The organism is Halanaerobium sp., assembly GCF_003070835.1.
The window spans coordinates 1-13607 of sequence record NZ_QBLR01000083.1 but is presented as its reverse complement, the minus strand read 5'-3'; the positions used below and the strand labels follow the sequence as shown (position 1 = coordinate 13607).

Sequence of the window (13607 nt, the reverse complement as noted above, 5' to 3'; positions counted from 1 at the left end):
TATATCAGCTGTTCAATTATCTTTGAACAGCTGATATTTACTTAATAATTATAAAAACCTCTATTAGTTTTTCTACCTAGTTGTTTTGCCCGAACTTTTTTTCTCAGTAATGGACAGGGGCGATATTTGTCTTCTCCCAATTCCTGATGTAAAGTTTCCATAATAGCAAGACAAACATCAAGACCAATTAAATCTGCTAGAGCTAGTGGTCCGATTGGATGATTTGCTCCTAACTTCATAGCCAGATCAATGTCTTCAGCAGAAGCTACACTTTCCTGTAAGATATAAACAGCTTCGTTAATCATAGGAATTAAAATTCTGTTAACTACAAAGCCTGGGGCCTCATTAACTTTTACAGCTTCTTTATTAATTGAATTTATAAATTCACTGACTTTATTATAACAAGTATCTGAAGTTTCTGCAGCCCTAATAACCTCTACAAGTTTCATCATTGGTACAGGATTAAAAAAGTGGATACCAATAACCTTATCTTTTCTTTCAGTTACAGTTGCAATTTCTGTAATACTTAATGCTGAAGTATTTGTAGATAAAATAGAATCATCTTTAACAATTTTGTCCAATTTAGCAAATATACCTTTTTTAGTTTCTAAATTTTCTACAGCTGCTTCAATTACTAGATCAACATCTGATAAAGATTCCATTTCAGTTGAGATTGTTATTTTCTTCAGAGCATCTTCCTTTTCAGATTCAGTCATTCTTTCTTTTTTTACTGAACGATTAAAGCTTTTCTGTATACTTTGATATCCTTTTTCTAGATTATCTTTATCTATATCAACCATTATAACCTGTATATCATTTTTTGATATAACATTTGCGATACCATTACCCATTGTTCCTGCACCTAAAACACCAATTTTTTTAAACATTTAAAATCCTCCTTTAAAAGATTTAATCAACAAGTATACTTACTAAATAATCATATATAACTTCTGCAGTTTTAACTACCGTATTTAGCTCAACATATTCATCTGCACTATGATAATTTTCTCCTTTTGGACCAAACACAAAAGTTGGAACTTTTAGTCTTGAACCAAGATAATTGAAGTCACCTACACTAGAAAAATATGCTATTTGAGCTTTAGATTCGGTTACATCAAGCACACTCTTTTTAAAAGATTGGGTATATGGATTACTTTCAGAAACCACATATGGCAAAAAGCCATCACAATTTTTATGAGGAGCATCTCTAAATTCTAATGTAGCACTTCCTTTAATATCAGCTTTTTTTACTGCTTCCTCAAATTCTTTGCGAATATATGATTTATCTTCTCCAATAGTTACATGTCGAAAAACCGAAAAAGATGATTTATCAGGTACAGATAAAGGCGCTCCTCCTCCATCAACATCAATTACACAAATAGCCCCTGATCCTAGCTTTTCATGTGTTTGCAAATCTGAGTTTTCTATTTCTAAAAGAATTTTTGAAGCTTCACTTATTGCATTAATACCTTTTTCTGGATTTGCACCATGTGCTGATTTACCTTTGACATTAACTTTATATTTCCAACCCCCACGAGCTCCCAGACATAAACATGGAAATTTTTCTCCTGCAAAACCAGAACTGGGTTCTGGCACAATAGCTACATCAACGTCATCTGTATAACCATCTAGTATTAAATTATCTGTTCCAAGTCCAAATGGACCTTCTTCATCACTAACTAATGTGTATAAAACCTCCCCATTAAAATTATCAATTTTTTTTGAGAACGCTTCAAATGCAAGCATAATAGCAACACATCCACTTTTCATATCCAGAGATCCTACTCCATACATTTTATCTCCTTCAATTTCTGCACCTAGTGGCTCCTTAGTCCATCCTTCGCAAATTTCAACTGTATCCAGATGACCGTTAAGTAAAACCTTAGGACCTTCATCATCGCCTTTTAAACTGCCTACAATATTTTTCCCATCAAAGTTAGTAACTTTTTTTTCATGAAAATTATGTATTTCAGCAGGTAAATCTTTATCTTTAAACCACTTAAGAACATATTCCATTACTTCATCTTCTCTAAAGAAAGGACTTGGAATTTTAATCAAATCAGACAAAAGTTTCTCAACATTTTTTCTATTAATAGTATCTGCTATCATAATTTCTAACTCCTTTATTTCTCATAAAAGCAACTAAATTTTAAATGATCAATTTTGAGAGAGCATAATTAAAACACTATAGTTAACTAAATTTAAAATAAACTTACAGCCTGAATTTAATAACTTTATTCAAGCTGTAAGTACTTAATCATTGTTTACTTTAACAATTAATCTTTACAAGTTATTTACGCTTTACTACAGTAGCTGCTCCCTGTCCGCCACCAATACATAGAGTAGCAAGACCAGTTTTAGAATTCCTTTTTTTCATTTCATATAGTAAAGTGATTAATATTCTAGCCCCACTTGCTCCAATTGGATGACCTAAAGCAATAGAACCTCCATTAACATTAACAATATCTGTATTCAAATTAAGTTCTTCAATTACTGCTAATGATTGAGAAGCAAAAGCCTCATTTGCCTCAATTAAATCAAGATCATCAATTCCAAGGTTAATTTTTGATAAAGCTTTTCTAGTTGCAGGGATCGGCCCTGTTCCCATTATCTTAGGATCTACTCCAGCAGAAGCATAAGATACAATTTCAGCTAATATCTCTAAGCCTAATTTTTCTGCCTTTTCTTTTGACATTACTATTAATGCAGCTGCTCCATCATTAATTCCGGAAGCATTTCCTGCAGTTACAGTACCATCTTTTTTAAAAACAGGGCTTAAGTTAGCTAAACTTTCTTTAGTTACTCCTTGACGAGGTCCCTCATCTTTAGAAAAAATTTCATTCTCTCCTCTACGCTGAGGAATTTCAACTGGAACTATCTCGTCTTGAAATCTACCTTCTTCCATTGCTTTTTCTGCTCTTTGCTGACTGATAGCAGAAAATTCATCTTGTGCCTCTCGGCTAAGATTCCATTTTTCAGCAACATTTTCAGCAGTTATTCCCATATGATATTCATTAAATGCACAGAATAGACCATCATTGATCATTGTATCAACCATTTTAAAGTTACCCATTTTAGCTCCCCATCTGTTCTTTTGGTTCACATAAGGTGCCTGACTCATACTTTCCATTCCACCAACAACATAAATATCACCGTCACCAGCTTTAATTGCTTGAGCAGCAAGATTTACAGTTTTTAAACCTGAACCACAAACCTTGTTAATAGTTACTGCAGGTACCTCTTCTGGGATACCTGCTTTAATTGCTGCCTGTCTAGCTGGATTTTGACCGAGTCCTGCTTGTAAAACATTACCAAAAATAACTTCATTAATTTCTTCTTTCGGAATCTTTGTCTTTTCTAAAACGGCTTTAATTACTTTTGCACCAAGATCAACAGCAGAAATATTTTTTAATTTACCGCCAAATTTACCAATTGGTGTTCTCAAAGCTTCAACAATAACAACTTTTTTCATTATATTGCCTCCTCTTACTTACCCAGTACTGTAAAACTATTTATTTATCTTTCTTTTCTTTTCATATCAGTTGGTTCTAAAGACTTAACTTCTTTACCTCTTAATAAATCTGCAACTCCACCATGTTCACGAGCTTTTTCAGATTTATATTTTAGTCCATCTTCTTCAGTTTCAATATACTGTGGTTCAGTATAAGTTGTAATTACTCCTTCATAGTTTCTTAATACAACTTTAGTTGGTGACATACTAATTAAGTACTGTGGCATTACTGGAGTCTTACCACCACCACCTGGTGCATCAATAACATAAGTAGGTACACAAAATCCAGAAGTATGTCCTCTTAAAGATTCCATAATTTCAAGACCTTTAGAAACATTTGTTCTAAAGTGCTCAATACCCATTGATAAGTCACACTGGTAGATATAGTAAGGACGAACTCTAATCTGTACAAGCTTTTGTACTAGATCCATCATAACTTCTGAACTATCATTAATCCCACGCAGTAATACACTTTGGTTACCTAAAGGAATACCAGCATTGGCAAGTTTTGCACAAGCTTCTGCAGCTTCTTTAGTGATTTCTTTTGGGTGGTTAAAGTGTGTATTTAACCAGATTGGATGATATTTCTTTAGCATATTAACTAAATCATCTGTAATTCTCTGAGGCATAACAACAGGAGTTCTAGAACCTAATCTAATAACTTCTACATGATCAATCTCAGATAATTCTTTAATGATATATTCTAATTTGTCATCAGAAATTAAGAGACAGTCTCCTCCAGAAAGTAATACGTCTCTAACTTGAGGTGTATTTCTAACATATTCTAAACATTTGTCAATTCTTTCCATAGGTACTCCAGAATCATTTTGTCCAGCAAATCTTCTGCGGGTACAGTGACGACAGTACATAGAACACTGATCTGTAATTAAGAATAATACTCTATCTGGGTAACGATGAGTTATCCCATCAACTGGAGAATCACCATCTTCGTGTAGAGGATCTTCCATATCACTACCGCTTAAGTGAGTTTCCATAATATCTGGTACAGCCTGCATTCTAACAGGACAGTTAGGATCATTAGCATCCATTAAAGTTGCATAATAAGGAGTAATTCCCATTCTAAACTTTTCTAATACTTCTTCAATTTCTTTTTTTTCTCCATCATCTAAATCGATAAGTTTTGCTAATTCTTCTGAATCAGTAACTCTATTTTTTACCTGCCATTTCCAGTCATTCCATTCTTCTTTAGTACAATCCCACATTTTGTAAACTTCTTCATTTCCAACAGCTTTTGCATTTAACATTATATAATCTCTCCTTTATCAAATAATTTATAAGTTATGCTAATTTTTGATTATCATCTTCTGCTACATAATCATCTTCATGTTCAATTGTTATACCTAATAATGCAAAGATTATTGAAACAATTGGTGTAATCCAATTAAAGAAGCAAAAAGGTAAATAAGCAAAAGTAGCAACACCTAAAGTTCCAGCAACATAAGCACCATTAGTATTCCAAGGTATCAAAGCACATGTCTGAGTAGCTCCATCTTCTAAAGCTCTTGATAAATTTTTTGCTTTTAAGCCTCGATCTTTATAGGCTTGAGCATATGTACGCCCAGTTATTACTATAGACATATATTCATCAGCAAGAGCAATATTCATGAAAATACCAGTAAGAACTGTAGTAGCAACTAAAGAGTTATCACTCTTAAGTTTTCTTAATAGGCTAGTTACAATTATTTTTAATTGATTAGTTTCTTCCATGACTCCTCCAAACATCATTGCTAAAAGAATAATTGAAATAGAGTACATCATAGAGCTAACTCCACCATTTGAAAGTAGGCTATCTACCGCATCCATCCCGGTATTAGCAACATACCCTCCATAGCCAGCATTTAATATATCTCCAAAACCGATTCCTTGAAAAACAATCCCAAATAATGCTCCCAAAATCGCACCAATTGTTAATGCTGGAATTGCAGGTACTTTCTTTACTGCTAAAGCAATTACTATTATTGGTGGTAGTAACAGCAATAAATTAATATTAAAAGATCCAGATAAACCCTGTAATAAGGTGCTAACTTGACCCATGTCAGCAGCTCCTCCACCATATTTAAAACCTAAAACAGTAAAAATCACTAGAGTTATGCCAAAACCAACACTTGTGGTATATAACATATGTTTAATATGATCATAAAGTTTTGCACCTGCCATAGCTGGAGCCAAATTTGTAGTATCCGAAAGTGGTGAAACCTTATCTCCAAACCAGGCCCCGGAAATAATAGAACCTGCAACTACTGGTAATGGAATCCCTAAGCCCTGACCAATAGCCATCATAGCGATACCAACAGTACCAACTGTTGTCCAAGAACTACCTGTTCCCAAAGAAGTTATAGCACAAATAATAGCGGTCGCAACTAAAAAGTAAGTTGGACTTAATATTTTAAGACCATAATATATCATCGTCGGAACTACACCAGCTGAAATCCAAATACCAATAATTATACCAATAATCATTAAAATAATAACGGCTTGCAGAGAGTTATGAATTCCTTGTTTCATACCATCTTCTATTTCTTGCCATTTATATCCGCAATTTAAAGCTATAATTGATGCAACAATTGTACCAATAAATAGAGCTATATGAGGTTCAGAACCAAAGAACACTATTGCTAAACTGATAGAAATTATAATCGCTAAGAAAGGAATTATTGCTTCCCATAAATATGGATCTCTTTTTGTTTTATTAGACATTATTTTACCTCTCCTTAATTTAATTTAGATACTTTTTAGATACTCATTTTTTTAAGATTTTCAGATATTATTAATTCAGCATCAGTAGCATTTTTTACCTCTTCTACTGTATAATCAGGATTAATTTCAGTTAAAATTAATTTACTAGCTTCTAATTTATAAAAGCCCATTTCTGTTACAATATAATCAACCTGTTTTTTAGCAGTTAAAGGTAAAGTACACTCAGATAAAATCTTGGAATTGCCTTTTTTAGTTGTTTGTAGAGTAGCAATAATAACATCTTTAGCTCCTACTACAAGGTCCATTGCTCCACCCATTCCAGGTACAATTTTATTTGGGATCATCCAGTTAGCTAAATTACCTTGAGCGTCAACTTGTAAGGCACCTAGAACTGTTTTATCAACATGACCACCTCTGATGATAGCAAAGGATTCTGCACTATCGAAAAATACACCCCCTTCTTTAATAGTCACTGGTTGTCCACCAGCATTTGTCAGATCTTTATCTTCTTTACCTTCTTCAGGCTTAGGTCCTAAGCCAAGAAAACCATTTTCAGACTGTAAAGTAATATCTATATCTTCTGGAACATAGTTTGCTACTAAAGTAGGCATCCCTATTCCCAGGTTGACAACATCACCATCTTCTAAGCTTTGAGCAATTCTTTTAACTATAATTTGTTTTTTCTCTTTAATATCCATGATTAATTTTCACCCCTAACTATATAATCCACAAAAATTGAAGGAGTCACAACATGATCTGGATCAAGCTCTCCTACTTCTACAATTTCTTCAGCTTCTACAATAACTGTTTCACATGCTTTAGCGATTAGAGGATTAAAGTTTCTAGCACTTTTTCTATAAACTAAATTACCTTTTTTATCTGCTTTCCAAGCTTTAACTAAAGCTACATCAGCTTTTAAAGGTAATTCAAGTAAGTATTCTTGACCTTCAGATTCTATAACTTTTTTACCTTCTTCAACTATTGTTCCAACTCCAGTAGGAGTTAAAAATCCACCCAGTCCAGCCCCTCCAATTCTAATTCTCTCAGCCAGGGTACCTTGTGGTACTAATTCAACTTCCATAGATCCATCATGCATCTTTTTACCAGTTTCTGGATTAGTTCCAATATGACTAGCAATAACTTTTTTAACATTTCCAGAAGCTACTAGTTGACCAATACCTTTATCTGGAAAGGAGGTATCATTAGCAATAATAGTTAAATTATCAACATCGTTTTCTAAAACTTTAGCCAAAATTTCTTCCGGGGAACCACAGGCCAAAAAGCCTCCAACCATTACCCGATCTCCAGCCTCAACTTTTGCTGCTGCATCTTCTAAAGAAATAATTTTACTCATTCGAAAAACGCCTCCAATATTAATTATTTAATACTTAAAATTTTTCTTGCTTCATCAGGTGTTGCAACTTCTCTACCGGCTTCAGCAGCCATTCTTGCAATCCTTTCAACTAATTGAGCATTACTTTTTGCTAACTCACCTTTTTTATAATAAATATTATCTTCAAAACCTACTCGAACATGACCACCCATTGCAATAGCCATCATTGCTAAAGGAGTTTCATGTCTACCAATACCAGCTACTGTCCAAGTTGAACCAGCAGGAATGGTTTCAGCCATATAAACTAAATTTCTAGCTGAAGCAGGCATTGCACCTGGAACACCAAGTACAAAATCAAAATGAAGTGGTGTATCAATTAAGCCTTTTTTAACTAAATATTGAGCATTAGCAATCATACCAGCTTCAAAAACTTCAATTTCTGGCTTAACACCTTTTTCTTTCATTTTTTTAGCGAATTTAATCATATATTCTTGAGTATTCATAAAAACATCTTCACCAAAATTACAAGTTCCAGTACTTAATGTTGCCATTTCAGGAGATAATTCAACTGGCTGTAAACGTTCTTCAGCTGTATGCCAAGTAGCTCCTCCAGTAGATGGCTGAAAAATAACAGGACATCTTGCTTCAATTTTTTCTTTAATTTCTTGATAAGCTTCTTTAGCTTGAGTTGGAGAACCATCTTCTTCTCTAGCATGAACATGTACGATTGCAGCTCCAGCTTCATATGCCTTTTCTGCTTCAATTGCAATTTCTTCAGCTGTAATTGGTAAATTAGGCTGAATATCTTGAGTAACTTCTGCTCCAGTTAAAGCAGCAGTAATAATTAATTTTTCCATTATTAAAACCTCCTAATTTCTTTGCTTATCTTTAGGAACTACACAAATGCCTTTTGCTTTTACTACTACAATTGGCTCTTCTAAAACGTCTCTTGCTGAATCTGGTAATCCTTCTGCTTGGGGAGAACTAATAACTTTTCTTGCTTCAAATTCCATTTTTCTAGAACTATTTCCAAGTTCAACAATTTTACCAACTGCTTCTATATAATCTCCCTCAAATACTGGTGCTGTAAATTCTACACTATCATATGTAAGAAATAAACCTTCATCACCATCTTGACGAATTAATAATTCTGTTGCAACATCACCAAAAAGTTCTAACATTTTGGCTCCATCAACTAAACCTCCACCATAATGTGCATCGGCTGAACTCATTCTCATTCTAATTAGTGCTTCACTCATTTGACATTCTCCTTTAAATAATAATTTTTATTAATTTATAAATAATTACCTTAGTAAATATAACTAAGAATTTTAATAAAAGTCAGCAAAATTCATTTTCAAAAAATAATTTAATTTTACTGACTTTTTAATTATCAATCAACTTTCATAGCTAACTATTTAGCCTTTATTTCTGAATTATTGTCTATTTTGTCTTGATTTTCATCTTCATATTCCATTGTAAATCCTGTCATCCCATAAATTGCTGAAATTACAGGAACAAAGAAACACAAAAATGCATAAGGGACATATTCAATAGTAGAAATTCCTAAAACACCAGCGGAAAAGGCTCCTGACAAACTCCAAGGAACTAGAGGAGCAAAAACAGTACCACCATCTTCTAGAGCCCGAGATAAGTTTTTGGTTTTAAGATTCAACCTTTTGTAAGCTGGAGCAAGCATTCTACCTGGAATAATAATTGCCATATACTGACTAGCCATTGAAAAATTAGTAGCTAAACTACCAAGTAGTGTAGTTAAGACTAAACTGCCAGTAGTTTTAATTAATGGCTCTATTTTATTTAATATTACTTCTAACATATAAGTTTTTTCTAAAATACCGCCAAATGAAAGGGCGATAAATCCTAAGGAAACAGTCCACATCATACTCTGCATTCCACCACGACTTAATAATGCATCAACTGATTCAATTCCGGTTTCAGAAACAAAACCCCAATTCATTGCTTGAGTAATCTCATGGATTGAAGCTCCTTGAAAAATCAAAGCAAAGACTCCCCCCATTAAAGCTGAGATAATCAGTGAGGCAAGAGCAGGAACTTTTTTAACTGCCATAATAATTACTGCAACAGGTGGAATTAATAACCATAAACTCAAATTAAAATTTTGGTTAAGACCTGTTAAAGTTTCATTGATCACTGCCATTTGTTGAGGATCTAAAGTTTCTCCCCCAAAACGAGCCCCTAAAACAGCATAAGCAAGTAAAGATAAGGCTAAACCTGGACCAACTGTATAAATCATATGTTTAATATGTTCAAACAAATCAGCCTCAGCTACTGCTGCTGCTAGATTTGTTGAATCAGATAAAGGAGACATTTTATCTCCAAAATACGATCCAGAAACTACAGCTCCTGCAGTCATTCCAGCTGGAACTCCCAGACCAGCTCCAATCCCCATTAAAGCAACTCCAATTGTTCCAGAAGTCGTCCAAGCACTTCCAGTAGCAAGTGAAGTTATAGAACACATTAAAGCCGCTGCTACTAAAAACCACCTGGGACTAATTAACTGTAAACCATAATAAATAATAGTCTGAATTGTACCAGCAGAAATCCAGGCCCCAATAATAGCTCCAATGATCATCAAAATCAACATTGGCAGCATTGCAATACTACATCCGTGTAAAATAGCAGCCTGTATTTCTTTCCAAGAATAACCCTGCATCATTGCCACTATAGTAGTTACAATAGCAGCAGAAACTAAAGTAATATGAATTGGTATTTCAAGCCATAAGACAGAAATTCCCATTGTAACAATTAAATACAAAAATACAAATATAACACTTGAAAAACTCGGTACTTTCTTCTCCTCTACATTATCAAGCTTAGTTTTCGACATTTGCATCCCCCTAGGATTTTAATATTTAATTTTAACTTATAATCACTAACCTTTTTTAATACTCATTTGCTCGCTAATAATTTAAGCTTTTACTTTCTACTATTTCGCCCCCTTTCTTATTTATTTCTTTTGGCTATTCTTTTAGCTAAAAATGTTGCTACATCTGGTGGTAAAGATCCTTGACCAAATCCAGCATCAAATCCTAACTCAGTTGCAAGTTCATGATCAATTCTTGGTCCTCCAGCTGCAATTAGCATTTTTTCTCTAATATTTTCAGCTTCAGCTAATTCAATTAATTCAGTCATATTTTTAATATGAATATTCTTTTGGGTTACAACTTGAGAAACTAAAATCGCATCAGCATTTAATTCTATAGCTTTAGCAATTAGCTCTTCATTTGGAACTTGACTTCCCAAATTATAAGCATCAATTTTAGGATATCTTTCTAAACCATATTCTCCTGCATAACCTTTCATATTCATTATGGCATCAAGGCCCACAGTATGAGCATCAGTACCTGTACAAGCACCAACAACTACAATATTTCTACCTATATTTTCTTCAATATAGTCATTGATTTCATAATAAGTCATAACTTCTTCATTAACTTTTGGAATTTCAATTTCTTCAAAATTTACAGTATGTTCTAAACTACCATAAATTACAAAGAAAGAAAAATCATGAAGATCTTTCATATGAGGGACCTCTATATCAGTTAATCCCATTTTTTCTCCTAATCTTTTAGCTGCCTCTTTTGCCTCAGCACTTGCAGGAAGTGGCAGAGTAAAACTCATTTGAATTTTTCCATCATTTAGCGTATCACCATAAGGTTTAATCTTTTTCATATCCAGTTCCACTTATAACACCTCTTTTAATCTAATAATTTATTTTATTTACTTAGTTCAGCTTTCATCATTTCAAGGAATGGGTTGTAATAATCATTACTTTTCTTAATTACTCCATCTGCTCCTTTACCACCATCAATAGGTCTCTTAACATCAGCAAAATTGCCTTCTTCAATAGCTGTTTTTAAGCCTTTATTGTTTACATCTTCAAGCATTTCTACAACTTCATCTAAAACATTTTTAGCTCTTGTTTGAATAATTCCATCTTCTTTAAATTCTATTTCATCTCCCAAATCACGGGCATTATTCATTACATATTCAGCATTTTCAAGTGCTAAAGCTCTTTCACTTAAAAATGGAGTATGGATTGCTTCAGTTAACATTCCTAAAAGTTGAATACCTTGATCAGTCATCACAGAAGCTAAGTTAAATAGGCCATCTTGTAAGTGACCTTTAAAAATATCTCCAGTCATATACTTAGTTGGTGGCATATACTTTAAAGGAGAGTTAGGGAAAATCTGTCTAATCATTTGTGCTTGGGCTAACTCATATAAAAATCCATTTGTTATATCCGGATTCATCTCAAAAGCATGACCTAAACCTAATTGCTCTTCTGTTAACCCAGCCTGTAATCCCATCTGCTCATTAATAAAGTCAGAAGCTAATACTGTATGACCCTGTTCAAATGCATCAGCTGTTGTTAAATAATTATCTTCTCCTGTATTAATAATTACTCCAGCAAAAGCATTAATCATTCTAGAGAAATATTGATCAACAAAAGTACGATTCATATTAATATCTCTAAATAAAATTCCATACATAGCATCATTTAACATCATATCTAGGCGCTCAATTGCTCCCATAGCTGCTATTTCTGGCATACATAGTCCAGAACAATAGTTAACTAACTTAATATATCTACCTACTTCTTCTCCAACTTCATCTAAAGCTTTTCTCATAATTTTGAAGTTTTCTTGAGTAGCATATGTACCACCGAAACCTTCAGTAGTAGGACCATAAGGAACATAATCTAATAGACTTTGTCCTGTTGTTCTAATAACTGCTACAATATCAGCACCCTGTCTAGCAGCTGATTTAGCTTGTTCAATATCTTCATAAATATTACCAGTTGCTACAATTACATATTTTTGAGGAGTAGAACCTTCTCCTAATCTTTCAAGATAATCATCTCTATCTTGACGATTTTTCTTGATTAACTCAATCATTTCTTTAGCTTTATCATCAATTAGCTCTTTAACTTCTGCTTCAGCTTGAAGTGGGATTTCTGTTAATTTAAAGCTTCCTTTAGCAACTTCTTCCGCTACTTCTTGAGCACTTAATTCATGATAAGCCATTGCATTACCTAACCAAAAAGCTAGACCTCGATTAAGTTCATCTGCTTCATTTAATTGATCAACTAAAACATTAGCTAATGGAATATCTTCAGAATTCACCCCATCGATACCAAAAAGTCTGGCCACAGTTCTTTCAACACTAGTAGTAGTATTTAAATCAATTTCCTTCTGAATATTCATAGTAATTTCGTGAGCTGCATCTCTTGCTTTTTTTATCTTATTTTTATCAAGATTTAACATTTCTTTAGCCATTATTTTTAATCCCTCCAATGAATCTTTATTTCTTCATAATTTCTTTTGCTGTTCTTAAAATTTCAGCATCAAAGCCCAATATATCTGCAATTTGAATTGCATCTTGGGGAAATTCACTCCCTGTCTCAACCTTTTTTAAATGATAATCCATACATTTATTCAAAACATCTATACCATTTTCTTTAATATAGTTGTGATAATGGGACAATAGATCTTTATCAAGACCTTTAACTTGAAAATGAGTTATTTCAAGTTGGTCTGCTAACCTCTGATAGTGAGTAGTTATTACAGAAATTGATTTCATTTTATCTAATTTATTAATAATTCCATAAGCAATAGCATAACCTTCAGCTGGATTAGTTCCATGTGCAATTTCATCAATTAAAATCAAACCATTATTATCAGCAGATTCAATTACAGTTTTTAAATTGCTAATTTCAGTTCCAAATTTACTTAATCCTGTCTTTATATTATCTGAAGTAAGACTAAAGTATATATAATTGCGAAGATTAAATTTAAAACTAGTTGCTGGAACAAACAAAGCATGTTGGGCCATTGCTGTAAGCAAAGCAATTAATTTTAGACTAACTGTTTTACCACCCATATTAGGACCAGTTATCAGAGTCGCCCCTTCTTTAATTTCTAAATCAATCGGAGTAAAATCCATTCCTTTTTTTGCTAACTCTTTTTCCATTAAAATATGTCTTCCATCTTTAATAGAAAT

The 13607-nt window shown here is 33.2% G+C and carries 12 protein-coding genes and 1 pseudogene; all 13 read right to left on the bottom strand.

The genetic code is table 11. The features are described from left to right. Positions 1–41 precede the first annotated feature (41 nt). Complete coding sequence (locus CI949_RS09985) at positions 42–887, bottom strand: 3-hydroxybutyryl-CoA dehydrogenase (protein WP_290765879.1); 846 nt, start codon at positions 885–887, stop codon at positions 42–44. 22 nt (positions 888–909) lie between these two features. Continuing rightward, positions 910–2109 carry a M20 family metallopeptidase gene (locus CI949_RS09980; RefSeq protein WP_290765876.1) on the bottom strand — a complete coding sequence of 400 codons (1200 nt, stop codon included), beginning with the start codon at positions 2107–2109 and terminating at the stop codon, positions 910–912. 181 nt (positions 2110–2290) lie between these two features. After that, positions 2291–3472: an acetyl-CoA C-acetyltransferase gene (locus CI949_RS09975; RefSeq protein ID WP_290765873.1), complete on the bottom strand. Its 1182-nt coding sequence runs from the start codon at positions 3470–3472 to the stop codon at positions 2291–2293. 44 nt (positions 3473–3516) lie between these two features. Next, positions 3517–4776 carry a lysine 2,3-aminomutase gene (ablA, locus tag CI949_RS09970; RefSeq protein WP_290765869.1) on the bottom strand — a complete coding sequence of 420 codons (1260 nt, stop codon included), beginning with the start codon at positions 4774–4776 and terminating at the stop codon, positions 3517–3519. A 34-nt stretch (positions 4777–4810) separates the two neighbouring features. Further along, positions 4811–6229, bottom strand: coding sequence for a Na+/H+ antiporter NhaC (gene nhaC / locus CI949_RS09965; protein WP_290765865.1), 1419 nt, complete (start codon positions 6227–6229; stop codon positions 4811–4813). Between the two features lie 35 nt (positions 6230–6264). Then, on the bottom strand, positions 6265–6927 hold the full coding sequence (locus CI949_RS09960; protein ID WP_290765862.1) for a 3-oxoacid CoA-transferase subunit B: 663 nt from the start codon (positions 6925–6927) through the stop codon (positions 6265–6267). A 2-nt stretch (positions 6928–6929) separates the two neighbouring features. Further along, complete coding sequence (gene atoD, locus CI949_RS09955; protein ID WP_014553703.1) at positions 6930–7583, bottom strand: acetate CoA-transferase subunit alpha; 654 nt, start codon at positions 7581–7583, stop codon at positions 6930–6932. A 23-nt stretch (positions 7584–7606) separates the two neighbouring features. Further along, complete coding sequence (locus CI949_RS09950; protein ID WP_014553704.1) at positions 7607–8419, bottom strand: 3-keto-5-aminohexanoate cleavage protein; 813 nt, start codon at positions 8417–8419, stop codon at positions 7607–7609. A gap of 12 nt (positions 8420–8431) precedes the next feature. After that, positions 8432–8821, bottom strand: coding sequence for a hotdog domain-containing protein (locus CI949_RS09945; protein ID WP_290765850.1), 390 nt, complete (start codon positions 8819–8821; stop codon positions 8432–8434). A gap of 155 nt (positions 8822–8976) precedes the next feature. Then, entirely contained in the window at positions 8977–10431 is a 1455-nt protein-coding gene (gene nhaC, locus CI949_RS09940) for a Na+/H+ antiporter NhaC (RefSeq protein ID WP_290765847.1), read from the bottom strand. A 116-nt stretch (positions 10432–10547) separates the two neighbouring features. Then, positions 10548–11276, bottom strand: coding sequence for an OAM dimerization domain-containing protein (locus tag CI949_RS09935; protein ID WP_290765845.1), 729 nt, complete (start codon positions 11274–11276; stop codon positions 10548–10550). Positions 11277–11320: 44 nt separating this feature from the next. Beyond that, positions 11321–12883: a lysine 5,6-aminomutase subunit alpha gene (locus CI949_RS09930; protein ID WP_290765842.1), complete on the bottom strand. Its 1563-nt coding sequence runs from the start codon at positions 12881–12883 to the stop codon at positions 11321–11323. Positions 12884–12908: 25 nt separating this feature from the next. Then, positions 12909–13607, bottom strand: a pseudogene (locus CI949_RS09925) (DNA mismatch repair protein MutS); the annotation flags it as partial.

What these genes read in the sequence shown, in the direction of transcription:
- CI949_RS09985 (WP_290765879.1), bottom strand. Translation starts at nt 887, where the DNA reads ATGTTTAAAAAAATTGGTGTTTTAGGTGCAGGAACAATGGGTAATGGT.
- CI949_RS09980 (WP_290765876.1), bottom strand. Translation starts at nt 2,109, where the DNA reads ATGATAGCAGATACTATTAATAGAAAAAATGTTGAGAAACTTTTGTCT.
- CI949_RS09975 (WP_290765873.1), bottom strand. Translation starts at nt 3,472, where the DNA reads ATGAAAAAAGTTGTTATTGTTGAAGCTTTGAGAACACCAATTGGTAAA.
- ablA (WP_290765869.1), bottom strand. Translation starts at nt 4,776, where the DNA reads ATGTTAAATGCAAAAGCTGTTGGAAATGAAGAAGTTTACAAAATGTGG.
- nhaC (WP_290765865.1), bottom strand. Translation starts at nt 6,229, where the DNA reads ATGTCTAATAAAACAAAAAGAGATCCATATTTATGGGAAGCAATAATT.
- CI949_RS09960 (WP_290765862.1), bottom strand. Translation starts at nt 6,927, where the DNA reads ATGGATATTAAAGAGAAAAAACAAATTATAGTTAAAAGAATTGCTCAA.
- atoD (WP_014553703.1), bottom strand. Translation starts at nt 7,583, where the DNA reads ATGAGTAAAATTATTTCTTTAGAAGATGCAGCAGCAAAAGTTGAGGCT.
- CI949_RS09950 (WP_014553704.1), bottom strand. Translation starts at nt 8,419, where the DNA reads ATGGAAAAATTAATTATTACTGCTGCTTTAACTGGAGCAGAAGTTACT.
- CI949_RS09945 (WP_290765850.1), bottom strand. Translation starts at nt 8,821, where the DNA reads ATGAGTGAAGCACTAATTAGAATGAGAATGAGTTCAGCCGATGCACAT.
- nhaC (WP_290765847.1), bottom strand. Translation starts at nt 10,431, where the DNA reads ATGTCGAAAACTAAGCTTGATAATGTAGAGGAGAAGAAAGTACCGAGT.
- CI949_RS09935 (WP_290765845.1), bottom strand. Translation starts at nt 11,276, where the DNA reads ATGAAAAAGATTAAACCTTATGGTGATACGCTAAATGATGGAAAAATT.
- CI949_RS09930 (WP_290765842.1), bottom strand. Translation starts at nt 12,883, where the DNA reads ATGGCTAAAGAAATGTTAAATCTTGATAAAAATAAGATAAAAAAAGCA.